1 protein-coding gene and 1 pseudogene are annotated in these 609 nt (G+C 74.9%); one reads left to right on the top strand and one right to left on the bottom strand.

What is annotated here, in order from left to right:
• Positions 1-184: pseudogene (locus K7G60_RS38660) on the bottom strand (GlxA family transcriptional regulator); the annotation flags it as partial.
• A 98-nt stretch (positions 185-282) separates the two neighbouring features.
• On the opposite strand from K7G60_RS38660, the gene K7G60_RS38655 reads away from it, so the two are divergent.
• A partial coding sequence (locus K7G60_RS38655; RefSeq protein WP_225805639.1) for a hypothetical protein occupies positions 283-609 on the top strand: 327 nt, incomplete at its 3' end.

Genomic DNA, 609 nt, shown 5'->3' with positions numbered 1-609 from the left:
GCGTGAGTCCGGTGCCGCACCGGATGGAGGCCCCGCCCGGAGCGATCACCCGCACGCGGTACGGCGTACCGGGGTCCCCGAGCGCGTTGGCGAGGGCCAGGCCCGTGGTGACGCAGGCGATGTCGAGGAGTTCGGCCGACTCGAAACCGACGACGGCCACCACCCGTTCAGCGCGATCCCCCATGCGTCGACCCTAGTCCGCACGGACCACCGGCCCAAGACGGCGGACATCCCGGGAACGAACCGGCGACCGGAGCGGTCTGGCGCCGGACAGTGGGGCGCATGACGACGATCCGCTCCCTCGCCCACCGCCGGCCGACCTGGCTCGCGCTCGCCCTCGCCCTGGCGACCTTCGCCGACGGGCTCCCGCCCGCCTCCTTCCTCGCCGCCCTCCTCGTGGTCATGCCGCTGTGCTACCTGGCCTTCGGGGCCGTGCGCGGCGAACTCGGCGACCGGCGGGCGCTCGCCGTCCAGACGGCCGGCCTCGTCGTCTTCTGCGCGTGGGCCGCGGCGGTCCTGCTCATGGACGGGAGGGCCGCGCTGTACGTCGTGGCCGTCGGCTGGTTCGCCCACGCCCTCTGGGACCTCTGGCACCACCGCACCGGCCGG

The organism is Streptomyces sp. NK15101, from assembly GCF_020400725.1.
Classification (GTDB): Bacteria; Actinomycetota; Actinomycetes; order Streptomycetales; family Streptomycetaceae; genus Streptomyces.
The sequence above is the reverse complement of the archived record's forward strand: the minus strand, read 5'-3'. Positions and strand labels throughout refer to the sequence as shown.